The organism is Paenibacillus sp. FSL R7-269 (assembly GCF_000517865.1).
In the GTDB taxonomy this organism is placed as follows: Bacteria; Bacillota; Bacilli; order Paenibacillales; family Paenibacillaceae; genus Paenibacillus_AQ.
The window spans coordinates 1-22,198 of record NZ_ASPS01000052.1; the positions used below are offsets into that span (position 1 = coordinate 1).

Annotated in this window: 17 protein-coding genes, 1 pseudogene and 1 riboswitch; of the genes and pseudogenes, 16 read left to right on the plus strand and 2 right to left on the minus strand. The window is 53.3% G+C overall.

Annotated features, from left to right (window positions below; genetic code table 11):
* From C162_RS22230 to C162_RS22250, 5 genes and pseudogenes are all read left to right on the plus strand, one after another.
* Nucleotides 1-939, plus strand: a pseudogene (locus tag C162_RS22230) (extracellular solute-binding protein); the annotation flags it as partial.
* A gap of 138 nt (nt 940-1,077) precedes the next feature.
* Nucleotides 1,078-1,917 (plus strand): ABC transporter permease, encoded by an 840-nt coding sequence (locus tag C162_RS22235; protein WP_235218502.1) that lies wholly within the window; start codon nt 1,078-1,080, stop codon nt 1,915-1,917.
* A gap of 25 nt (nt 1,918-1,942) precedes the next feature.
* Nucleotides 1,943-2,815, plus strand: a complete 873-nt coding sequence (locus C162_RS22240) for a carbohydrate ABC transporter permease (RefSeq protein WP_036697866.1) — start codon at nt 1,943-1,945, stop codon at nt 2,813-2,815.
* A 40-nt stretch (nt 2,816-2,855) separates the two neighbouring features.
* Nucleotides 2,856-3,797 carry a sugar phosphate isomerase/epimerase family protein gene (locus tag C162_RS22245; protein WP_036697869.1) on the plus strand — a complete coding sequence of 314 codons (942 nt, stop codon included), beginning with the start codon at nt 2,856-2,858 and terminating at the stop codon, nt 3,795-3,797.
* 62 nt (nt 3,798-3,859) lie between these two features.
* Nucleotides 3,860-5,599, plus strand: coding sequence for a hypothetical protein (locus tag C162_RS22250; protein WP_036697871.1), 1,740 nt, complete (start codon nt 3,860-3,862; stop codon nt 5,597-5,599).
* Nucleotides 5,600-6,410: 811 nt separating this feature from the next.
* Here C162_RS22250 and C162_RS35565 read toward each other — a convergent pair.
* Together C162_RS35565 and C162_RS22260 are read right to left on the minus strand one after the other, a co-directional pair.
* Nucleotides 6,411-6,740, minus strand: a complete 330-nt coding sequence (locus C162_RS35565; RefSeq protein ID WP_156949686.1) for a hypothetical protein — start codon at nt 6,738-6,740, stop codon at nt 6,411-6,413.
* Nucleotides 6,741-6,880: 140 nt separating this feature from the next.
* Nucleotides 6,881-8,194 carry a helix-turn-helix domain-containing protein gene (locus tag C162_RS22260; RefSeq protein WP_036697876.1) on the minus strand — a complete coding sequence of 438 codons (1,314 nt, stop codon included), beginning with the start codon at nt 8,192-8,194 and terminating at the stop codon, nt 6,881-6,883.
* A 117-nt stretch (nt 8,195-8,311) separates the two neighbouring features.
* Here C162_RS22260 and C162_RS22265 point away from each other — a divergent pair, with 117 nt between their 5' ends.
* The 11 genes from C162_RS22265 (at nt 8,312) to C162_RS22315 (ending at nt 22,064) form a co-directional block, all read left to right on the plus strand.
* On the plus strand, nt 8,312-10,591 hold the full coding sequence (locus C162_RS22265; protein ID WP_036697879.1) for a glycoside hydrolase family 3 C-terminal domain-containing protein: 2,280 nt from the start codon (nt 8,312-8,314) through the stop codon (nt 10,589-10,591).
* 204 nt (nt 10,592-10,795) lie between these two features.
* Nucleotides 10,796-12,142, plus strand: coding sequence for a glycoside hydrolase family 30 protein (locus C162_RS22270; RefSeq protein ID WP_036697881.1), 1,347 nt, complete (start codon nt 10,796-10,798; stop codon nt 12,140-12,142).
* 128 nt (nt 12,143-12,270) lie between these two features.
* Nucleotides 12,271-14,067 (plus strand): sensor histidine kinase, encoded by a 1,797-nt coding sequence (locus C162_RS22275; protein ID WP_036697882.1) that lies wholly within the window; start codon nt 12,271-12,273, stop codon nt 14,065-14,067.
* Nucleotides 14,042-15,127 carry a response regulator transcription factor gene (locus tag C162_RS22280; protein WP_036697884.1) on the plus strand — a complete coding sequence of 362 codons (1,086 nt, stop codon included), beginning with the start codon at nt 14,042-14,044 and terminating at the stop codon, nt 15,125-15,127. The genes C162_RS22275 and C162_RS22280 overlap by 26 nt, the downstream gene beginning before the upstream one ends.
* A gap of 78 nt (nt 15,128-15,205) precedes the next feature.
* Entirely contained in the window at nt 15,206-16,513 is a 1,308-nt protein-coding gene (locus C162_RS22285; RefSeq protein WP_036697887.1) for an ABC transporter substrate-binding protein, read from the plus strand.
* A gap of 87 nt (nt 16,514-16,600) precedes the next feature.
* On the plus strand, nt 16,601-17,485 hold the full coding sequence (locus C162_RS22290) for a carbohydrate ABC transporter permease (RefSeq protein WP_036697889.1): 885 nt from the start codon (nt 16,601-16,603) through the stop codon (nt 17,483-17,485).
* Nucleotides 17,482-18,309 carry a carbohydrate ABC transporter permease gene (locus C162_RS22295; RefSeq protein WP_036697892.1) on the plus strand — a complete coding sequence of 276 codons (828 nt, stop codon included), beginning with the start codon at nt 17,482-17,484 and terminating at the stop codon, nt 18,307-18,309. The genes C162_RS22290 and C162_RS22295 overlap by 4 nt, the downstream gene beginning before the upstream one ends.
* 82 nt (nt 18,310-18,391) lie before the next feature.
* Nucleotides 18,392-18,503: riboswitch (guanidine-I (ykkC/yxkD leader) on the plus strand.
* Nucleotides 18,504-18,562: 59 nt separating this feature from the next.
* Nucleotides 18,563-18,922, plus strand: coding sequence for a DMT family transporter (locus tag C162_RS22300; protein ID WP_036697978.1), 360 nt, complete (start codon nt 18,563-18,565; stop codon nt 18,920-18,922).
* A 1-nt stretch (nt 18,923) separates the two neighbouring features.
* The gene (locus C162_RS22305; RefSeq protein ID WP_036697894.1) at nt 18,924-19,238 is read left to right on the plus strand and encodes a DMT family transporter; all 315 of its coding nucleotides are present in this window, start codon (nt 18,924-18,926) and stop codon (nt 19,236-19,238) included.
* A gap of 108 nt (nt 19,239-19,346) precedes the next feature.
* On the plus strand, nt 19,347-20,210 hold the full coding sequence (locus tag C162_RS22310) for an aldo/keto reductase (RefSeq protein WP_036697896.1): 864 nt from the start codon (nt 19,347-19,349) through the stop codon (nt 20,208-20,210).
* A gap of 414 nt (nt 20,211-20,624) precedes the next feature.
* Complete coding sequence (locus C162_RS22315; protein WP_036697899.1) at nt 20,625-22,064, plus strand: PTS mannitol transporter subunit IICB; 1,440 nt, start codon at nt 20,625-20,627, stop codon at nt 22,062-22,064.
* Nucleotides 22,065-22,198: the final 134 nt, after the last annotated feature.

Genomic DNA, 22,198 nt, shown 5'->3' on the forward strand with positions numbered 1-22,198 from the left:
CCGATGGGCATGTCTCTCGGCTCCGCTCAGCTGGAGACGCTGATCTACTCCTTCATCAAGCCGATCAGCGGCGACCTTACTTACAGCCAGCGCTACGAGCTGCCGCTGCATGAGGGCTTCAAGGATGCGGCACAGTTCCTCAACAAGCTCTACAATGAAGGACTGGTCAGCAAGGACTTCAGTCTGGATGAAGACAAAGCCCAAGTGTCCAAGGACATTCAGAACGGCAACGTCGGCTTCTTCTCCGAGGATGTGGACAGTCTGTTCTATGCCGACGGTACGCTGGAGAATCTCTACAAGAATGTACCGGGCAGCAAGCTGCAGCCGGTGGATGTCCTCACTAATGCCAAGGTGGACAATAAGTATATCAAATCCCGCTATGCCTCGAACGGTATGTACATCATGATTCCTAAGAGCAGCAAGCGTGCGGTGGAAGCAGTGAAATACCTTGACTGGATGGCAACCGGCAACAATCTGATTGACATCTACAACGGCGTTGAAGGCGAGAACTACGATATGGTGGATGGTATTCCGGTAGTTAAGGCTGATGTTTCTCAGGAATTCCAAGACCGTCTGTTCACTTCCGGGGACACCGCGATTATCTCCAACGGTAAGAACCTCGGCGATCAGGCCACCAATGAGAAAGCCTGGATTATGGGCTTCCCTGCTAATAACCAGGAGGCGCTGAAGCAATCTATTGATATTGCAAACACAGATACTGTGGGTCCTATTGTCTTCGGCAAGCCGATTGAAACAGAATCAAAATACGGCACTACGCTCAGCGACAAGCTTAACGTGATTATCGTGAAGACCGCGATGGCGAAGCCGGATCAATTCGATACTATTTTCGAACAGGAAATGAAGGACTACATGTCTCTGGGCGGAGACAAGCTGAAAGCGGAGCTGGAGCAGGCGCTTACAGAGATTTCAGCCAAATAAACTAAAAAAAAGTGAAAACCGGGGGGAGCTTGCATGCTGCTCTGCCCGGTTTTTTCTCCATAGGAGGAGAGGAACTTGAGCAAAGCGTCTTACATCAGAAGGTACTGGCAACTATACGCGCTGCTTTCACTGCCCATTATGTATTTCCTGATTTTCCGCTACGGCCCGATGTACGGGGTGCAGATTGCCTTTAAGGATTTCAACCTGTTCCAAGGCATCAACGGCAGTGAGTGGATCGGCTTCGATGCGTTCCGCGAGGTCTTTGGCATGAAAGAGTTTTACAGCAGTTTGCGCAATACGTTTTTGTTGAATTTTCTGGATTTGGTAGTGTCTTTCCCGGCCCCGATCTTTCTGGCCATTATGCTCTATGAAGTGAAGTCAGTATGGTTCAAAAAAATATCACAGACCCTCCTCTACATTCCCCATTTCATTTCCTGGGTGATTATCGGGGGGATCGTCTATCAATTGTTCGGCAACCAATCCGGTATGGTGAACGGTGTACTGGAGAGTATGGGGCTGAACCCTATTCCTTTTTTGACCGAAAAAAATCCATGGCTGATTACTTACCTGTTCACGGGTGTCTGGCAAAGTGCCGGCTGGGGGACCATCCTGTATCTGGCGGCGCTTACCGGTGTCAACCGCGAGCTGTTCGAGGCTGCTGAAGTGGATGGGGCTACCCGGATGAAGAAGATCTTCTACATTACGCTGCCCAGTATCAAACCAACCATTATTACCCTGCTGATTCTCAACCTGGGGAAAATGGTCAGCATCGGCTTCGATCGTCCTTACATCATCGGGAATACGGCAGTGCGCGAATACTCCGATGTGCTTAGTACCTTCGTATACCGGATTGGTCTGGAATCAGGCCAGTATACGCTGGCGACTGTAGTTGGATTGTTCCAGGCGGTGGTTGGACTGGTGTTCATCCTTGGTTCCAATTATATATCGAAAAAAGTGACCGGCGACGGCATTCTATGATTATACAGAAAGGAGGCGGAGTACGATGAGTGAACGTACCTCTAACCGGATATTCGATATCGTTAACGTTACCTTTATTGCACTGTTCGTGCTGTTCTGCCTGGCTCCGTTTGTACACGTTATTGCAGTGTCCCTCAGCTCCACGCGGGCTATCACTTCCGGGGAAGTTACGATTTTCCCGATTGAGATCAACTGGAAGGCGTATGTGCAGGTCTTCACCGACAATGCGATGATCCGCTCGCTGATCTTCACCATTATCCTGACGATTGCGACTACGGTATTATGTATGCTGTTCACCGTTGCAGCTGCTTACCCGCTGACCAAAAGCAAGCTGAAGGGCCGTACTATGTTCATGTACCTCATTATCATTACCATGTTCTTCAGCGGCGGTATTATTCCTGAATACCTGCTGATCCGTGATCTGCATATGATCGATTCTGTATGGTCGCTGATTCTGCCCGGTCTGGTCAGCCCGTTCAACCTGATTATCCTGATCTCCTTCTTCCGCAGCATTCCGCCGAGTCTGGAAGAATCGGCCGAGATTGACGGCAGCTCACATATCCGCACCCTGCTGAAAATCGTCCTGCCGTTATCCATGCCGGTTATGGCTACACTCGCGCTCTTCTATGCGGTGGGACGCTGGAACGGATTCCAGGATTCCCTGATGTACATCAATAATCCCGATTTGTATCCGCTTCAGCTGAAGCTCTTCCAGATGGTTCAGAACAATATGATCACTGAACTGACGAACCTGGAGGGGGCGGCCCGTACCAAGCTGCCGGCAGAGAGCCTCAAGGCCGCCACTGTCGTGTTCGCCACTGTACCGATTCTGGTCGTCTATCCTTGGCTGCAGAAATATTTCGTCAGTGGTGTTATGCTGGGAGCTGTGAAGGGCTAACTAACGACACTGCGGTACAGCGAGAGGAGAGACAGAGAAGATGGATAAGGGAGAGTTTTCATTCTCAACCTGCTGGAATATGAGACGTCATACAACAGGTGATGGATTGCTTAATGAGATCCGGGAGCTGGGATTCCGCAGGGTAGAGCTGAATTATAATGTGACGGAGGACATGCTGGTTACCATCGAGCCGATGGTTGAACGCGGGGAGATCGGCATATCGAGCGTGCATAATACGTTCCCCCATGTCCCGGACCCTGATTATGGCACGGATTCCGTCCTGCTGGGCTTCGAGGACAAGGAAAAACGGAAGCGGGCGATAGACCTGCTGGTCCGCTCGGCAGAGTACGCTCAGCGTTACGGCGGCGAAGCCGTGGTAGTGCATCCGGGCGAGGTACCGTTCCCATATGATATCTCAGGGGAGCTGGAGCAGATCTACGAGGGGCAGGGCAGGGATTCGGCAGCTTACCGCAGCAAGTGGGCGGAGCTGATGGAGCGGCGTGAAGCGTACAGTGCAGGCTATGTGCAGACCATTATCGAGAGTCTGGACGAGGTGTGTAACCGCGCGGTCTCCAAGGGGCTGAATATCCGCTTCGGCATCGAGACCCGCTCCAAGCCGCAGCAGATTCCAACGCTCGCAGAAGCCAAGACAATAATCAATGCGTTAAAAGGAGCACCGGTAGGCATCTGGTACGACACGGGCCACGCTATTCTGATGGACCGTCTGGGCCTGTATGACAGTATAGGGGAAATGGAAGGGCTGATGAATGATATTGTCGGTGTCCATATTCATGAGACAATCGGCCTTGCCGACCACTGGTGCCCTTATGTGAACAGCGGAGATCCGGATTTCTACGATGCCTATCTGCCGATGATTGAGCGGGCACAGGTCAAGGTGTATGAGCTGAAGGCTGCCTGCCGTCCGGAAGAGATTCATGAGAGTCACCGTCTGCTTACAGCCAAGCTGGCGCGCAGGGGATAGGGCAGAAGGCTGATTTGGCGAGAGCTTCGGGAGTTCCGAGATATCCGCAAGGAGGAAGCGCAATGTATAAGCAACTGGTGGAAAGTAATGACAGAGCAGTAGAAGAGGGAATTCCCCGGCAGGTGCTGGATCAGAGCAACCTGTATTATGGAGGCACCCTTGATCCCCATACGGGGATTGCCTGGGTGAATCACACCACCGGCACCCCGACGGACATGTGTTATTGGGGTGCGGCGCTGGTGAACCCGGATTCCCGGTATTACCGGGATGAGGAGCTGCTGGAGCGGCTGAAGCTGGCAACGGAGTTCGTACTGCGCTTCCAGCATCAGGACGGTTCGATCTCCCCGGGCTGGACGAATTATCATTCGCCGCCGGATACGGCCTTCGTTGTGGTCGGCTACGCGCAGTTATATCAGCTGCTGGCAAAGCAGGAGTGGCCGCCGCTTCAGCCGGTGCTGGACAACATGCTCCTGTTCCTGGAGCAGTCCCTCCCCGTTATGCTTACGGGCGGGGTCCATACTCCGAATCACCGCTGGGTAATGTGCGCGGCACTTGGGTTTCTCTATGAGCTGTTCGGCAGAGAAGAGGCCCGGCAGCGGGCGGATGAATGGCTGGCGGAAGGAATGGATATAACACCGGACGGGGAATGGACCGAGCGGAGCAACGGCATCTACAGCGCCGTAAGTGATATTATGCTGATTCATGCCGCCCGGCTGCTGGATAAGCCGGAGCTGCTGGAACCGGTGCGCCGGAACCTGCACATGATGGTCTACCTTGTTCACCCGTCCGGCGAAGTCGTGACCGATTATTCCGGGCGGCAGGATCTGGGGGTGCTCCACGATCTGTCTCCTTATTATCTGCCGTATGCGATTCTTGCCCGTTCGGACAAGGATGCCGTGCTGGCCGGTATGGCAGAATGGGCTGGACGCTCCTTGTCTAATCCGGGCGTCTGCTCGGTGAACGCCCTGGTACGGATGCTGTTGGAGCCGGAGCTGCAGCAGCCGCCGGAGGTTACAGCCGAGCTGCCTGTGCAGTATGAGCAAATCCTGAACGATGATTTCCTGCGGGACGGCTATCTGCAAAGAATGGAGTCGGCGGGTCACCAGGGGAAGATCTACCACAGCCGGCTGCATACCGACTTCGGGGCGCCTGTAGCACGGCTTAGAGACGGGGCGACCAGCGTGACGCTGATCACTGAGACGCCATCGTTCTTCGCGATGCGCCACGGTGCTGTAAGACTTCTGGCCGTTCAGCTGCATACCAGCTTCAATCCCGGATTCGTGCCGATGCAGGAGATGACCCGGCTGCCTGAGGGCTATCTGCTGAAGGGCGTGCAGAAGAAGGGCTACTACGGTCCGGTGGAGGGAGCACTTCTCCCGCCGGAAGCGGGTACGGCTGTCAGTCCGTGGTATCTTTTGCCGCATCAGAGCCGTCCGCTGACCCATGAACAGACGTTGTCTGTGGAGACAGAGGTACACCGTGCAGAGACGGGCTGGACGATCCGGCTGCACTGCGCGGAGCCTGCCCAGGTCCTGGCGCAATTGTCCTTCAAATTTGGCTGGGAAGGCAACTTCACTTCAGGTGAGCTGCAGACGCTGGACGAGGACAACTTCCAATGGAGCGGAGGACAGCTCCGGTACGCCTATGGCGGAGACTGGATCGATCTGACGGGCGGCGAAATGGCGCATCTCGGCAGAACAGCCCCGGAACCCGGCCTGCCTAAGAGCTACAAAACCGTGCAAGTGAACCTCGTGACCCCGTTCGATAAAACCTTCACGATTACTCTCTCTCCTGCGAAGTAGAGAAGGTTGCGGTTGAAGTAGTATCGTGTGGGCGCTGGCATATTCGCTTGGACATCAGATGATGATAAAAGACACCAGTGTGTACGCAAGACACCAGACTCTTCGGAGGCTGGTGTCTTTGCTATGTAGGGATAGGGGGGCTAAGAGTGTTGGCCCCTACCCCGCCCAGTGGTCCGGCGTGCTGGTGGGGGAGAGGTGGAAAGTGGGCGATAGACGGGAATGAAAGGGATAAATCCCTTTGATTTAGTTGAAAGTTGGCGAAAGCCGGAAATGGGAGGGATAAATCCCTTTGATTTAGTTGAAAGTTGGCGAAAGCCGGAAATGAGAGGGATAAATCCCTTTGGTTTAGCTGAAAGTTGGCGATAGGCGGGAATGAAAGGGATAAATCCCTTTGGGTGTGGCTGAAGGTTGGCGGTAGGCGGGAATGAAAGGGATAAATCCCATTGGTGTGGCTGAAGGTGGGTGTTTAGCGGTAATGAGTATTGGAAGCGCACATGACTTCCATTTCGAGAGGAAACAAGTGGAAAAGTGTATCATAATTTAGCTATTTATGATGATTATAGGGACGTAAGTGGAAAAACGTCATTTAATTTTGTTAGTTTCGACATCTTTGGGTGGCATGTGTTTATTTAAGTGTAATTTTTCCAACTGTTGTTGTGGCAGGGGATATTTTTATATGAGCAAGTGGAGAAAATCCAACTACTGTAGTAGCGAGCATATAATCTAATCGTAGCAAGCGTTCACGTAATCATACTCAGCACAGGAGCCTCCCAAACTGCTGCTTTCTGGGAGTCCGGGAGGCTCCACAATTTTAACTATTAGTCTCCGCCACCGCCAGAATCGCCGCCGCCAGAATCTCCACCGCCGGAATCGCCGCCTCCATGTCCACCGTGACCGCCGCTGTCCCAGCCTCCGTGGCTGCCGTTATCCCAGTGACTGCCTCCATGGTTATGATTATGTGAATGATTCCCTTGGTGATGACCATGATGATGGCTGGCGCCGCTGTGCCCGTCCGTGCCTGGATGGATTTTGTGGGGGCTGTTTTCGTTGTAGCTGCCCGCATCGGCCCCGGTACCTGTGATGAAATAATGATCTCCAGAGTGAGAACGGGTTCTATTGCCGTAATTTTTGTACCGCGCATTACGATTACTGCGATTAATAAATATCACCGCAACGAAGATAACTGCTCCTGTGAATAATAAGCTTCCCATCATGCAGAACCTCTCCTTTAACCAAATGTAGGATTGCCCCCATAGCTGAATCATACCATAATTCTGGAAACTACCTGGAATGCTGTTTGAATTGTCTCGGGGTGAGGCCGGTATACTTCTTGAATACCTTGGTAAAATAGCTCTGGTCGTTAAAATGCAGACGGGTAGCGATATCCGATAGCGTGATACCGGGCAGCTGGATCAGCCGCTTGGCTTCTTCGACCCGCTGTTGCTGGATGTAGTCGCTGATGGCGGTGCCGGTTTCTTTTTTGAACAGCTGGGACAAGTAACTGGCGCTCATTCCGGCGTATTCAGCCAGTCTGCCGAGCGGAAGCTCCTCATACAGATGATTGTATATATAATTCCGGCACCGGTCGGAGATGCGGGAATGTCTTGCGCTGCGGCTGCCCTCTACCTGATCGGCGAAGTCGCATAGAGCGGCCAGCATGGCGCTGTCTACCGCCGGAATATCGCGAAGCTCCTCAATATGCTGGATATGGAAATCACTCAGGGTATAGGCAGCCTCCCAGAACAGTCCGCCTTCAATCGCCGCACGGGTCGCCAGCGTGATGGAGGAGACGGCGAGATTTTTTTTGCTGCGCAGCTGGCTTTTACGGGACAACCTTCCGTAGCTCTCTTCGGCAAAAGAAGCATGGGTCCGCAGCAGCCCCGCCTTGTCCCCGTTCGTAATATGGCGGAACATTTCGCGTTCCTGCATCGGGTCATGGTGCAGCCATGTATGCTCGCGGCGGTAGGACAAGTCCAGATCCGGGCTGTCGTCCGCCGGATGCAGCGGTTCCGCCAGCGTACCCGCCGCCAGCAGCAGCTCCGTTACGGACATCGCCTGCCCGGTGACAAGCGTGTAGAGCAGCAGCGCCTCGTGATACCAGCGCGTCAGGCTGATCACAGGCAAGCTGCCGTAATACTCCAGCCAGCTTGCCTGCTGTCCAGGCGGGATGTTGTGGTCGCGCAGCAGGCTGGCTGCGTTATCACCGGTAACAGGCGCGTTCAGCGCCGGGCCGATGACGATGGCACCGCCTGTACCGGGAAGCAGGAGAATAATGAAACTCTCCAGGAAGCCGGTTGTGTGCAGATGCGGTAACGCGGGAGCGGCCGCAGCAGCCGTTCCGTCTGCCTCCGCGCTAAGCGTCCCATCCTCTTCAGCATCCCGTCCTGCCGCCCCGCTGCGTCCCCGGACAAGCTCCATCACCTCAACCGGCAGGCCACCCGTTCCCTGAACGGAAGGGCGGTTAAGTGCAGCCGGTGCCAGGGCTAGACGGGGCGCAGCCGTTTCATCCAGCCGCAAGACCGGGACCCGGTAAGCTTCGTAGATCAGCTTGCAGATGTACTGTATATCTTCGTCATTCCCGTTTAGCTTCGCCATGGGCCGCCCCCTTTAATTGTATACTTAGAATACCAAAGATCGAAAGAGAGTACCATAATTGGCCGGAACAGTCGTATAGAATGAAGTCAAGAAACCGTATTCATAGGAGGCTATATAATGGCAAAGGACGTAACAGAGCTGCAAAAGCTCATTTCGCAAATGACACTGGAAGAGAAGGCCGGACTCTGCTCCGGGCTGGATTTTTGGAATACCAAAAGCATTGAACGGTTGGGCATTCCATCAGTGATGGTAACGGACGGTCCCCACGGGCTCCGCAAGCAGCAGGGTGACGCAGATCATCTGGGATTGAATAACAGTGTGCCGGCAACCTGTTTTCCGTCAGCGGCCGGACTGGCCTCCTCGTGGGACCGCGACCTGATCTTCCGGGTAGGTGAGGCGCTGGGAACGGAATGCCAGGTGGAGAATGTTGCTGTTCTGCTCGGACCGGGCAATAATATCAAGCGCTCTCCGCTGAATGGCCGGAACTTTGAATATTTCTCGGAGGACCCGTTCCTGGCCTCAGAGATGGCTGCGAATCATGTGAAGGGGGTGCAGAGCCAGGGCGTCGGTACTTCTCTGAAGCATTATGCTGCCAATAATCAGGAGCACCGCCGTATGTCTATAGATGCTGTTATTGACGAGCGGACGCTGCGTGAGATTTATCTTGCCAGCTTCGAAGGCACTGTGAAGCAGAGCCAGCCGTGGAGTGTGATGTGCTCGTATAATCAGGTGAACGGAGAGTATGCTTCCGAGAGCTATGAGCTGCTGACCAAGGTGCTGCGTGAGGACTGGGGCTTCGAAGGCTTCGTTGTGTCGGACTGGGGAGCGGTCAATGAGCGGGTGAAGGCGCTGGCGGCAGGGCTGGAGCTGGAAATGCCGTCAAGCGCTGGAATTGGGGACGCTAAGATTGTAGCGGCTGTGAAAAGCGGCGAATTGGCTATGGAGACACTGGATCTCGCGGTAGAACGAATGCTGGCCTTTATCTTCAAAAGTGTCGAAAACCGCAACCCGCAAGCGGTCTTCGACCCGGAGAAGCATCATCAGCTTGCACGCGAAGTGGCCCGGGAGAGTATGGTGCTGCTGAAGAACGAAGGCGGAATTCTGCCTCTCGCTAAGAGCGGCCGGATTGCCGTGATCGGCGAATTCGCCAAGCAGCCGCGTTATCAGGGCGGGGGCAGCTCGCATGTGAATCCATCCCGGATGGATGATGCCTTCGCCGAATTGCAGGCCGTTGCCGGGGATGCAGCCAGCTTTCTGTATGCACAGGGTTATGAGCTGGAGAGCGATGACATCAATGCTGATCTGCTGCGCGAAGCCTGCGATACAGCAGCCAAGGCGGATGCAGCTGTGCTGTTCCTTGGCCTGCCTGACCGCTACGAATCGGAGGGCTATGACCGTAGCCATCTGCTGCTGCCTGCGAGCCATAAGGCGCTGATTGAAGCGGTGGCCGAGGTTCAGAGCGAGATTATTGTAGTGCTGAGCAACGGCGCGCCGGTCGAGATGCCTTGGCTGCATAGGGCGAAGGCGGTGCTTGAAGGCTATTTGGGCGGTCAAGCTTTTGGCGGTGCGGTAGCGGACCTGCTCTTCGGCGAAGTGAGCCCGAGCGGCAAGCTGGCGGAGACCTTCCCTATGAAGCTGAGCGACAATCCGTCATTCCTGAACTTCCCCGGTGAAGGCGATACGGTGGAGTATAAGGAAGGCTTGTTCGTAGGCTACCGTTATTATGATAAAAAAGAAATAGAGCCGCTGTTCCCCTTCGGCTTCGGCCTTAGCTACACGCAGTTCGAATACAGCCGTCTGCTGCTGGAGCAGACCCGCATTCAGGACACAGATACCGTTCAGGTATCGGTCACGGTCAAGAACACCGGCAGCAGAGCAGGCAAGGAAGTCGTGCAGCTCTATGTCAGCGATGTGGAGAGCAGTGTGATCCGTCCGCTGCAGGAGCTGAAGGGCTTCGCCAAGATTGAGCTGCAGCCCGGGGAAGAACGCATCGTAACCTTTACTTTGGATAAGCGTTCCTTTGCCTACTACAATGTGAAGCTGGCTGACTGGCATGTAGAGAGCGGGATGTTCAAGATCTCTGTCGGATCTTCGTCACGCGATATCCGCCTGAGCGTGGAGCTTGAGGTAGAGTCCACAGTGAAGCTGTCCGGCCGCTTCCACCGCAACACTACAGTCGGCGATTTGCTCGCCAATCCGCTGACGGAGGAGAAGGCGAAGAGCTTCAGCAGCGTGTTCGGGCTGGAGGATGTGCTTGGCGACAATCCGGAGATGCTGCTGGCCATGATGAAATATATGCCGCTGCGCGCCATGATCGGCTTCGGCCAGGGAAAGTATAGCGAGGCGGATCTGGAAGCGGATCTGCAGGAGCTGAACAGGCTGGCGGGACAGGCGTAGAACCTATCCCGCGGGAAGGCATAGAGCTTGCCCTCCTTGCAGGAAGACTAAGAGGCAGCGGGATATGCAGTCCGCTGCCTTAAGCTTAGGAAGGGGCAAGCCAGATTAATATTCTCCAATACCAGACCCTAGAATTGTCCAATACTGCAGTGAAGCCAATCCGTTACAATGTAAGCGTAATCATATAAAGAGGTGATTAGAAGGATGTCAATATCTGCATTGAAATGGTACACCAGCTCCGAGCAGGCGCAATGGGTGGCACGGAAAGCGCCGGAACAAGCACCTGCCGGAACGATACCTAATCTGACAATTACACCGGACAGCTATCAAACGCTTGAAGGCTTCGGAGGATGCTTCAACGAGCTGGGTTATGAGGCCATGTCTGTTTTACCGGAGGAGGAGCGGGCGAAGCTCATGCACGCACTGTTTCATCCGCAAGGGGAACAGCGGCTGAGCATCTGCCGTTTGCCAATTGGGGCCAGTGACTATGCCCTGGAATGGTACAGCCATAATGAGACAGACGGCGATTATGCGATGGAGCATTTCTCCATTGAACGTGACCGGAAGTACCTGATTCCATATATCAAAGAGGCGCTGGCACTCAATCCTGAATTGAAGCTGTTCGCCTCCCCGTGGAGCCCGCCAACCTGGATGAAGTTCCCGAAGGCTTATAATTACGGTACGCTGCGGTGGGAACCGGAGATTCTTGCTGCTTATGCCTTGTACTTCGTGAAGTTCGTGCAGGCCTACCGGGAAGAAGGGATCACCATTCACCAGGTCCATGTACAGAATGAGGTGGTGGCTGACCAGAAATTCCCTTCCTGTGTCTGGACCGGAGAGCAGCTTAGAGAATTCATCCGTGATTATCTGGGCCCTGCGTTCGAGGCCCATGGGCTGGATACAGAGATCTGGCTCGGCACGATCAATGCGCCGGACCCCTGGGAAGAGTTAATCAAGCAAAAGACCTCTGATTATGACGCCTACGCAGGCGTGGTTCTCAGTGATCCCGAGGCCTACAAATATGTGAAGGGTGTCGGCTATCAGTGGGCCGGCAAATATGCCATCCAGCGGACAGTGCAGAGCTACCCTGAGCTTAGATATATGCAGACAGAGAATGAATGCGGAGACGGGCAGAATACATGGTTCTATGCCAAGTATGTCTATAATCTGTACCAGCATTATTTCTCCAATGGCGTGAACGCTTATATTTACTGGAACATGGTTCTTGCACCGCATGGCCGAAGTACCTGGGGCTGGGAGCAGAATTCTATGCTGACGGTAGATCCCGCCACGCGGCTGCCAGTGGCTAACCCCGAGTATTATGTCATGAAGCATTTCTCCCGCTTCGCCCCGTCCGGCTCGGTCCGCATCGGACTGACCGGCCCGTGGAGCGCACATGCCACCGCATTCCGCACACCGGCGGGCGGCTTGACCCTGGTGATTGCCAACCCTTATAAGGAGTCAAGGACACTGCTTCTCGAATACGGTGCCGCGCTGCACTCCTTTGTACTTGAGGCGGAATCGTTCCATACCATTGTTTTAGAGAAATAGGCGGATTCGGAAGACTCCGCTTCAGGCTGTAAGTGCACATCAACTAGCGCCCTCGGTTATCGGGCGTTAGTTTTTTGCTACAGTTCGGGAACAATACGGCAAGTAAGAGCGGGGGGTTGATGTGAAGCATGTATGCCCGATGGATGAGAAGGCTCATTGAACCCTTCCGGCGGAGTATCCGCAATAAACTGATGCTGACGATGATTGTGCTGGCCGTAGCACCGATTATTGCAATTACAGGGCTAGCCGCAGAGAATAACCGCCGTTCGATGGAGGAAGAGGTAATCAGCACCACGCTCTCCAACATGAAATGGACGGGCATCCATCTCGGCAGCCAGTTCGCCCAATTGAACAATCTGATCTACACCGTGCTGATCAGTCCGCATCTCAGCGATTATCTCGCGAATGCTGAAGAACAGACTCTCTCCAGCCAGTTCACCTCCCAGCGGAACATTATAGATACATTGACCAATCTGTTCTATTCTGCCGGTAACCATGTGATTGGAGTCGAGTTGTATCTGAAGGACTATAACAAGCTATTCACGATTCATGCCTCCTCAAGTGATATTGCATCACTGCAAGCAGTTCCGCCGGCCTATAAGCTGCTGTTCGACCAGAACCGGGACTTCACGGTTACAACCGACCGTAAGGACCCGGGCAGATTCGAACTGATCCGCAGCATCAACCGGTTCGAGAATCAGGAGAAGCTGGGGGCGGTTGCACTCCAGATCCGCTGGGGAATGCTGGACCAGACACTGAATTTGCTTAGAAGGGGAGCCGAAGACACAGTTATAATAGCGAGTGCTGACGGGCAGATATTGTACCAGCCCTCAGGCATAGCACCTTCTCCAGTCATCTTAAGCAGGGTCGCCGGGACCGGGGAGGCCCAAGGCTATTTTCGCGCAGACCATGAGTATGTATTCTACAGCACTATTGATCCGGTAGGCCTGAAGCTGATCACCGTCCTCCCCACCAGCTTCATCAACGAAAGTGCTATGAACACCATGAAGTTTGGTCTGATTGTGGGCGCTATTTCGGTGGCGGTAGCCGTTCTACTAGCTGTTCTGCTGGCCTGGCGTCTGGCTACGCCGATCGTACGTCTGGCCCGTTCGGTCCAGGGCTTCGGCATGATGAAGGAGCGGGGGCCGCGGCCCAGTTACCGGGTGGATGAAATCGGCCTGCTTGAGATGAAGCTGGATCAGATGGCCCACCGTATCCGTGAGCATATTAAGAACGAATACATGATTACCTTGGAGAAAAAGAGTGCCGAGCTGAAGGCGCTGCAGGCGCAGATCAACCCGCATTTCCTGCAAAATACACTGCAGATGATCGGCAGCATGCTGTTTATGAACAGTCCCTCAGATAGCTACGGAGTGCTTAGATCCCTCAGTGATATGTTCCGTTATATTATCCGCGAGCCGGATGATCTGGCGCCGCTACGGGCTGAGCTTAAGCACCTTAGCGATTATATGCTGATCCAGCAGCAACGGTTTGCTGCCCGCCTCAGCTACAGTCTTGAGGTCGACGAGGCTGCCCTAACCAGTCTGATTCCCAAGCTGAGCCTGCAGCCGATTGTAGAGAATGCTTTCTTCCATGGCCTTGAGCCGAAGGAAGGAGCCTGGGAGCTGAAGGTGGAGGTGACCTGCCGGGAGGGTGATACGGTGATCCACATCATTGACAATGGGATCGGGATCGAAGCAGACCGGCTGGCCGGACTGCGGAGAAGTCTGGAGGGTCGAGACAGCTCCCGGACCTCGGGGGAGCGGATCGGGCTTGGCAATGTGGCTGCGAGGACACGGATGCATTTCGGCAGCAGATACGGACTTGAGTTATCCAGCCGGCATGGCCAGGGCACTATTGTAACTTTAACTATCCCGCAGGAGAGGAATGAGATGAAGCATGATCAAGGTGCTGGTGGTGGATGATGAGAGCTGGAACCGTGAACTGATCAAGACTTTCGGGGAGTGGCAGTCCTATGGAATGGAGATCGTCGGCGAAGCAGAAGGGGGGAATGAAGCCCTCCGCCTTGCCGGGACTCTTGAGCCGGATATTGTAATCACGGATATGCGTATGCCCGGCACAGACGGGGTCATGCTGATGAATGCGCTGCATAGAGAGTACCCGGATATTAAGATCATCGTGATCAGCGGCTACGATGATTTCAAATATGCCCAGAGTGCACTGCGGAACGGTGCAGTAGATTACTTACTGAAGCCTGTCGATCCCGGGGAACTGAACGCTGTGCTGGATAAATGCCGCATGGAACTGATGGAGATCCGTGCAGAACAGGAGCGCTATACGCTGGATATTGATATCACCTGGTCTCTCTCCAACCATAAGCAGCTGATGAAGGTTCACTTCAATGAACTTAATGTAGACAGTGTTAATTCAGTACTGGGCAATGTTACAGAGGAGCTGAAGCTGGGCGGTATTCAGAGCCCGGGGATGCTGCGGCAGGCCGCCAGTGAAATGCTGCTTCTGCTGAAGGAACTGCTGCGCGGAAACGGACTGGAGGATGCACATCTGAAGACGGAGATTCCGAATGCGGTACTGGCTACACCTGAGAGTCTGGAGTGCTGGCTAAGGGAGCTGTACGGGGGAAGTCTGGAACAGCTGATCGGGCAGCGCCGGTTCAAGAACAAGCTCAACCTTGAGGATGTCCGGCAGTACATCTGCGGGCATTATGCAGAGGCAGTAACCCTGGAGGGGCTCTCCAGAGTGTTTTTTGTCAGCAAAGAATATTTAAGCAAGGTGTTCAAGCATGAATACGGCATCAATGTTACGGATTTTATTCTTCAGCTGCGGATGGACAAAGCGAAGCAGTGGCTGGAAGGCGGGAATATTCCGATCAAGACGGTGGCAGAGCTTGCCGGATACGAGGATGTCGGCTACTTCTACAGAGTGTTCAAGAAGTATTTCGGTATAGCTCCCGGTGAAATGAGAAAGCAGTCCGAAGGTTTAAAAATGTCCAATGCTGAAGGGTAACACCGTCCAATTCAACGATTTCATAATCAGGATACAATGAAAGCGTTAACAAACATAGACATTGGGAGGTCTTACAGTATGGGGACAATGGGCAAAGGAATGCTGGTTACGTTGCTGGCAGCTGCACTGCTTGCAGGCTGCGGCAGCAGCAACACTGGAAGTGCGGTCAATACGGCCGGAGAAGAATCAGGGAGCGGTAACGGGAATGCCAAGAGTGTCACGCTGAAGATGTTCATCGCACAGCCGCGCTTCAAGGAGCATTATGACAACTATATTGCAGAATTCGTGAAGAAAGAGAAGGCGGACAAGAATATAGATGTTACCGTACAACTGGAAATGCCAACAGCCGACAATGCCTCCCAGATCCTGAAGACACGGCTTGCTTCTAATGATGCACCAGATATCTTCGCCCTTCATGCCGTCAATGAAATCCCTTCCTACTATAAAGCCGGATATTTGGAGGACTTATCCAGCCAGCCTTTTGCCGCCAAGCTGCTGGACAGCGTTAAGCCTTCAGTGACGACTGCCGACGGCAAGATTGTGGCGCTTCCGCTTGAGACGCTCTCCTGGGGCTACTTGTACAACAAGAAGATCTTCAGCGAGCAGGGACTGACTCCGCCAGCCACACTGACTGAGATGAAGACCGTGATCGGTAAGCTGAAGGATAAGCAGATTACGCCGTTTGTCCTCTCCTACAAAGAATCCTGGATTCCGCAGTTGGTGCTTCCGCTGGCCGTAGGTGGAATGGTGAAGACTCAAGATCCTGATTTTGTAGACAAGATGAACAAGGATGAAGGGTCATTCACAGAGATGAAGCCGGCCATCTTCGATATCTTTGATCTGATTAATGCGAATGGTACAGACAAAGCTACTGAGGTAGGCGGCGATGACGGTGCGGCAGCCTTTGCGGCAGGCAAGGGAGCCATGTGGCTTATGGGGCCGTGGTATGCCGAGACGATTCTCAAATCGAACCCGGATCTGGACTTCGGCGTTGCTCCGCTTCCCGTCAGTGATGATCCGGCTGCAACTCTGATTAACTTGAGCGCCTCCACCTCGCTGGCTTTATCGCCAACCAGCAAGAACAAGGAGGTAGCACTTGATTTCCTGAACTATGTGCTGGATGATCAGGCTTCGAACGGCCTGTTCCAAGCGCTGAAATTCAATCCGGTTGCCACGGTTCACACCTATGAGAGCTATCCTTGGATTACAGAAGCTACTACTTACGTCAAAGCAGGCAAATCCGTACAGGACCCGGCTATCCCGCAATCCGTGAAGGATGAAGTGGGCAAGGGGCTGCAGGCCTATTATGCCGGTCAAGTGTCGCAGGATGATGTCCTGAAGGCACTTGACAAGGCCTGGAAATCCTTCAACAAGGTGAATAAATAAGCTGCAGCCAAGCACTGGAACGGAAGGCAGGTGAGCCTGTCTTCCTCCACCCTGGTCAGTTATATTTATGGGAGAGGAGCGGATTCTGTGCCGGTCAAGAGCTATAAAAATATAGCTTCACTGCTTGCTTTCGTCGCACCCGCATTGATCATTTATTCAATATTTCTGCTGATTCCTACCATCGGAGGCATGTATTACAGCTTAACCGACTGGAACGGTCTGAACGCCAATTATTCGTTTATCGGACTCGGTAATTTCATTGAGGTGCTGCGGGAGGACCCCGACTTTATAAATGCGCTGCTGTTCACACTGAAATATGTGTTGTTCATGATTGTTTTGCAGAATGTTCTCGCGCTTGTGCTGGCAGTATTAATTGAGACGAAGACGCGCAGCAAAGGCTTATTCCGGACGATCTTCTTCATGCCGAATATGATCAGCACCATCATCAGCGCGTTCATGTGGACCTTCGTATTCTCGCAGGTGCTGCCGCAGCTGGCGGAGAAGACTGCTTTGGCGTTTCTGGACCAGCTATGGATCGGGAATCCGAAAGTCTCTTTTTATTCGATCATTATCGTATCGCTGTGGAATGGTGTCGGCTATATGATGATTATATATCTGGCCGCGTTGCAGGGTGTGCCGCAGAGTCTGAAGGAAGCTGCCGTGATCGACGGGGCAAGCCCCTTCCAGACCTTCCGCAAAGTCACGCTGCCTATGATTACCCATGCCGTGACCATCTGCCTGTTCCTGACGCTGAATGGAGCATTCAAAGTGTTCGAGGTGGTCTATGGACTCACCGGCGGCGGTCCCGGACGCAGTACCCAAGTCATTACAATGAATATTTATGAGGAAGCCTTCTCTAACAACTTCAGGTATGGGTACGCGAGTGCCAAATCCGTGATTCTGTTCATCATCATTCTGCTGTTCACCTTCATTCAAATCAGTGTTATGAAAAGAAAAGAGGTGGAGGCATGAGGCTGAGGAAAGGCAGCTCCTTCTGTATCACCTTGTTCCTCTGCGCAGGTGCGCTGATCTCCTTTTTCCCGATTTATCTGGCAGTTATTAATTCTGTGAAGACCCAGGGAGAGATGTTTAGCTCGTTCGTGGCCCTGCCGACCAAGCTGCATTTCGAGAATTACAGCCAGGCTTTTGCCAAAATCCATCTGTTGAACAGCACGCTTAATTCAGTAATTGTATCGGTGCTCGGAATTGCAGGCATTATCTGCTGTGCAGCCTTGGCCGGCTATAAGCTGTCCCGGACCTCCGGCAGACTGAGCGCCGCTATCTTCTCTCTGTTCATCGCTTCCATGCTCGTCCCGTTTCACTCGATCATGATTCCGCTGACCCGCATGGCCAAAGCACTGCATGTCAGCGGCAGCACTTACGGGCTGGCGGTCATCTATATCGGGCTTGGCGTAAATATGGCCGTGTTCCTGTATCACGGGTTTGTCAAATCCATTCCCCGTGAACTGGAGGAGGCTGCGCGCATTGATGGGTGCGGAGAGTTCCAGACGTTCTGGCGGATTATATTTCCGCTGCTGGTTCCCATTACGGTGACTATTGCGATTCTCGACTTCCTGTGGATCTGGAATGATTTCCTGTTGCCTCTGCTTATGCTGACGGATACTACCAAATATACACTGATTCTGTCGACCAACACCTTGTTCGGGGAATATAACAAAGAATGGCCGCTAATCCTGGCAGCACTTGTCTTAACTGCGCTCCCTGTCATTGTGATTTATGGGTTCTTTCAGAAGTTTATTATGCATGGAATTGCCGAGGGGGCCATTAAGGGCTAATCATCAGCCGGGACCGCCGGCGGCTAGAGAGTTGCTTTTGGCAGAGTGATTTGCTAACATAGGATGTAAGTTAATAATTTAGTTAATAGTTCTCTAGGGTTCCGCAGCAGGTAGACACCGCTGGTCTGGTCCGAGGGAGAACACACGGATGAAGCCAATCCGTGTATACACGGAGGGACAAAAGCCCGGGAGGTATCGTCAGTCAATGACGATAACCTTCCGGGCTTATTTTATGAAACAGGAGGACGGAGAAATGAAGAAGAACACTAAGAGCTGGATCATGATTGCAGGCGCTGCCTGCTTTGAAGTGATATGGGTCATCGGGCTGAAGCATGCCTCCACTCCATGGGAATGGGCGGTTACGGTAGCGGCTATCCTGATCAGCTTCTACGCCCTTATTTGGGCTAGCGGCAGGCTGCCGGTAGGGACGGTCTATGCTGTATTTGTCGGACTTGGAACAGCGGGTACCGTTCTGGCAGGTGGAGTCCTGTTCGGTGAACCGCTGCGGCCGCTGAAGCTGCTGCTGATCGGCCTGCTGCTGGCGGGCGTCGTCGGCTTGAAGCTGGTTACCCCGGCTCAGGCTGAACCTGAACAGGCAAAGGAGATGAATTGAGATGGCATGGGTGATGCTGATTACCGCCGGAATATGTGAAATGTTCGGGGTCGCCATGATTGGCAAGCTGTACAAAAACCGCAACTGGCAGTCCTTCTGTCTTTTGATTCTAGGCTTCGGGGCAAGCTTTCTGCTGTTGTCTCTGGCGATGGAGAGTCTGCCCATGGGAATTGCTTATGCGATCTGGACAGGGATTGGAGCGTCCGGAGCGGCGATCATGGGGATGTTGTTCTTCGGCGAAGCACGTGATCTGCGGCGAATTCTTTGCATTGTGCTGATTCTGGGTGCCGTAACGGGTCTGAAGCTAATCGGCTGAGGCTGCTGAAACTTTACAGAGCTTCACGCTTACCCGGATGTTTCGCAGGCGCTATTATGGTAAGTATAGTAAGGAAGAACATTATTCTTATAAGGAGACTTATCACATATGAGCAAACCTGTATCTGAGAGTATCCGCCTGAATGACGGAGCTGTGCTGCCCAGACTGGGGCAGGGGACGTGGAGGATTGGCGACCAGCCGGCGAACCGGGCAGAAGAGATTGCTGCGCTTCGTCAGGGCGTGGAGCTGGGCATGAATCTGATTGACACGGCTGAGATGTACGGGGACGGCCGCTCCGAGGAGCTGGTAGGTGAAGCGCTGCGGGGCATCCGCGACAGCGTATTCCTGGTCTCTAAGGTGTACCCGCATAATGCAGGCGGCACTAAGCTGATCAGCAGCTGTGAAGCCAGCCTGAAGCGGCTCGGCACGGACCATCTGGACCTGTACCTGCTGCATTGGCGCGGCAATATTCCTCTGGAAGAGACCGTGGAGGGGATGGAGGCACTGGTTGCATCCGGTAAAATCGCCCGCTGGGGCGTATCCAATCTGGATACGGCAGATATGCAGGAGCTGCTGCACATCCCCAGCGGCAATCACTGCGCAGTGAATCAAGTGCTCTATCATCTGGGCTCAAGAGGGATTGAGCATGAGCTGCTGCCTTGGCTGAGAGGGCATAAGATTCCTGTCATGGCCTATTCTCCGCTGGCACAGGCGGGAACGCTGAGAAAAGGGCTGACCGAGAATGAATCCGTGCAGCGGATTGCCCGGAATCATGAGGTCACTCCGCTGCAGGTTCTGCTGGCCTGGACCATCCGTGACGGGGATGTCATCGCTATTCCCAAGGCTGCTACCCGTGAGCACGTGAATGAGAATGCGGCTGCTGCGGGGCTTGTGCTTACAGACGACGAGCTGTGGCAGCTCGACGATGCTTTTCCCCAGCCGTCGTGGAAGGTTCCGTTGGACATGATTTGATCATAGCTTAACTGCTGCTGCATGGCATAGCCGTCTCCGCTTAGGGGGGCGGCTTTTTGTTTTGGGGTCCCCGCAAAGTACCTGAATCATCACCTACGCTAAAGCCCCACTTTGTGGGGTTACTTTGCTGTCTTGGATACTATGCGATAAACCGAATACAATTCAAGACATGATATTATACGTGAATTTGTGCATCCTATGAGGAAGCTTGTAGGCCGATTGGAGCAAGGCGGATACCGGACTTAAGCCCCTTGGCAGGAGCTCTTAAATGTTGTCAACAACGTTCATGCCGAAACCGTGTTTTCAATTTGGTGACAAAGAAAGCGCTTTGATTTACGATGTGTTCAAAGGGAAAACACCTTTCAGAATGCAGTGCGGAAGGTTCCCGTTCATCACAATAAGGGGGCATCTTAAATGGCCACAACGGCAACGAAACAAGCTTCATCCGGCGGTGCAAGGGTGAAGGTTCAACAATTCGGACGTATGCTCAGCGGTATGGTAATGCCGAATATCGGCGCTTTTATCGCTTGGGGATTGATTACAGCATTATTTATTCCAACGGGCTGGTATCCCAATGAGAGCCTTGCAGCTCTGGTAGGCCCAATCATTAACTACCTGCTTCCTCTCTTGATCGGTTACACCGGCGGACAGATGGTTCACGGCAAACGCGGTGCTGTCATCGGCGCACTGGTAACCATGGGGGTTATCGTAGGCTCAACGATCCCAATGTTCCTGGGTGCGATGATTGTCGGTCCGCTGGCTGCCTGGGTGCTGAAGCAGTTCGACAAGGCAGTGGACGGCAAAATCAGAGCCGGGTTCGAAATGCTGGTCAATAACTTCTCGCTGGGGATCATCGGCGGCGCGTTGACGCTGGGAGCCTTAAAAGGCGTTGGGCCGCTGGTTCAAGGTTTGACCAACATCCTCTCAAATGGCGTGGAGTTCCTGGTTAACCACAATCTGCTGCCGCTCATCAACATCATCATTGAGCCGGCCAAGGTATTGTTCCTGAACAATGCGATCAACCACGGGGTACTGGGACCGATTGCGCTTGAAGAATCCCAGAGAATCGGCAAATCCATCCTGTTCATGCTCGAATCAAATCCGGGTCCTGGTCTGGGGATCCTGCTGGCATACTGGCTGGCGGGCAAAGGCTCTGCCAAATCTTCCGCACCGGGCGCCATTATCATTCACTTCCTGGGCGGGATTCATGAGATCTACTTCCCTTACATCCTGATGAATCCGCGTCTGATTCTGGCGGTCATCGGCGGCGGAATGTCCGGTACATTCACCTTCCAGATGCTGGGCGCCGGTCTGGTAGCTTCTCCTTCGCCAGGCAGTATCTTTGCTTACTTCGCAATGACGCCTAAGGGCGGATATCTTCCAATGATTGCTGGGGTAGTCGTTGCTACTATCGTATCGTTCCTGATTGCAGCGGTGCTTCTGAGATCTTCCAAGAATAATGATCAAGAAGAGATGGATTTGGAAGCGGCAGAAGCCAGAATGAGAGACATGAAGTCTGCAGGTACGGCAGCGCAGACTGCTGCAACTGCAACGGTGGCTTCCAATGTCCGCACCAAAGCCAATGTGAACAAAATCGTCTTCGCTTGTGATGCAGGGATGGGCTCCAGTGCAATGGGCGCCTCGGTCCTGAGAAAGAAGCTGCAAAATGCAGGGGTGAACATCACCGTTACGAACTCTGCGGTCAGTGAAATTCCGGCGGACGCAGACATCGTGGTCACCCAGAAGACGCTTACCGACCGGGCGATTGCCAGCAATCCAAGGGCAGAGCATATCTCGATTGATAACTTCCTGAAGAGCCCGAAATATGATGAGCTTGTAGAACGTTTGAAGTAAGAGGCACAAGTGTAAAATCTAAGTATATACTTCTCGCTGAAACGGATGCCGTCCCTTATAGGACGGCATATCCGTTTGTGCTTGAAATATAAGGATTTATAGGCATCGCTTTATATATGATCCTTCTATTTTTC

Coding starts and splice junctions, on each gene's coding strand:
- C162_RS22235 (WP_235218502.1), top strand. CDS start 1,078: ATGTATTTCCTGATTTTCCGCTACGGCCCGATGTACGGGGTGCAGATT.
- C162_RS22240 (WP_036697866.1), top strand. CDS start 1,943: ATGAGTGAACGTACCTCTAACCGGATATTCGATATCGTTAACGTTACC.
- C162_RS22245 (WP_036697869.1), top strand. CDS start 2,856: ATGGATAAGGGAGAGTTTTCATTCTCAACCTGCTGGAATATGAGACGT.
- C162_RS22250 (WP_036697871.1), top strand. CDS start 3,860: ATGTATAAGCAACTGGTGGAAAGTAATGACAGAGCAGTAGAAGAGGGA.
- C162_RS35565 (WP_156949686.1), bottom strand. CDS start 6,740: ATGCGCGGTACAAAAATTACGGCAATAGAACCCGTTCTCACTCTGGAG.
- C162_RS22260 (WP_036697876.1), bottom strand. CDS start 8,194: ATGGCGAAGCTAAACGGGAATGACGAAGATATACAGTACATCTGCAAG.
- C162_RS22265 (WP_036697879.1), top strand. CDS start 8,312: ATGGCAAAGGACGTAACAGAGCTGCAAAAGCTCATTTCGCAAATGACA.
- C162_RS22270 (WP_036697881.1), top strand. CDS start 10,796: ATGTCAATATCTGCATTGAAATGGTACACCAGCTCCGAGCAGGCGCAA.
- C162_RS22275 (WP_036697882.1), top strand. CDS start 12,271: ATGTATGCCCGATGGATGAGAAGGCTCATTGAACCCTTCCGGCGGAGT.
- C162_RS22280 (WP_036697884.1), top strand. CDS start 14,042: ATGATCAAGGTGCTGGTGGTGGATGATGAGAGCTGGAACCGTGAACTG.
- C162_RS22285 (WP_036697887.1), top strand. CDS start 15,206: ATGGGGACAATGGGCAAAGGAATGCTGGTTACGTTGCTGGCAGCTGCA.
- C162_RS22295 (WP_036697892.1), top strand. CDS start 17,482: ATGAGGCTGAGGAAAGGCAGCTCCTTCTGTATCACCTTGTTCCTCTGC.
- C162_RS22300 (WP_036697978.1), top strand. CDS start 18,563: ATGAAGAAGAACACTAAGAGCTGGATCATGATTGCAGGCGCTGCCTGC.
- C162_RS22305 (WP_036697894.1), top strand. CDS start 18,924: ATGGCATGGGTGATGCTGATTACCGCCGGAATATGTGAAATGTTCGGG.
- C162_RS22310 (WP_036697896.1), top strand. CDS start 19,347: ATGAGCAAACCTGTATCTGAGAGTATCCGCCTGAATGACGGAGCTGTG.
- C162_RS22315 (WP_036697899.1), top strand. CDS start 20,625: ATGGCCACAACGGCAACGAAACAAGCTTCATCCGGCGGTGCAAGGGTG.